This is a genomic window from Noviherbaspirillum malthae, assembly GCF_015352985.1.
Lineage (GTDB): Bacteria > Pseudomonadota > Gammaproteobacteria > Burkholderiales > Burkholderiaceae_D > Noviherbaspirillum > Noviherbaspirillum malthae.
The window spans coordinates 1-634 of record NZ_JACYXF010000204.1 but is presented as its reverse complement, the minus strand read 5'-3'; the positions used below and the strand labels follow the sequence as shown (position 1 = coordinate 634).

The following is a 634-nucleotide window of genomic DNA, read 5'->3' as shown; positions in this document are numbered from 1 at the left end:
GGGGTGACGGCGTACCTTTTGTATAATGGGTCAGCGACTTACATTCAGTGGCAAGCTTAACCGTATAGGGAAGGCGCAGCGAAAGCGAGTCCGAACAGGGCGATTTCAGTCGCTGGGTGTAGACCCGAAACCAGATGATCTACCCATGGCCAGGATGAAGGTGCCGTAACAGGTACTGGAGGTCCGAACCCACTAACGTTGAAAAGTTAGGGGATGAGCTGTGGGTAGGGGTGAAAGGCTAAACAAATCTGGAAATAGCTGGTTCTCTCCGAAAACTATTTAGGTAGTGCCTCAAGTATCACCACCGGGGGTAGAGCACTGTTATGGCTAGGGGGTCATCGCGACTTACCAAACCATTGCAAACTCCGAATACCGGTGAGTGCGAGCTTGGGAGACAGACGTCGGGTGCTAACGTCCGGCGTCAAGAGGGAAACAACCCAGACCGCCAGCTAAGGTCCCCAAGATTGGCTAAGTGGAAAACGAAGTGGGAAGGCTAAAACAGTCAGGAGGTTGGCTTAGAAGCAGCCATCCTTTAAAGAAAGCGTAATAGCTCACTGATCGAGTCGTCCTGCGCGGAAGATGTAACGGGGCTAAGCCAGTCACCGAAGCTGCGGATTTGTGCGTATTTATACGT

1 rRNA gene is annotated in these 634 nt (G+C 52.1%); it reads left to right on the top strand.

Features of this window, described 5'->3' with window-relative positions:
* A 23S ribosomal RNA gene (locus IGW03_RS37790) occupies window positions 1-634 on the top strand; the annotation flags it as partial.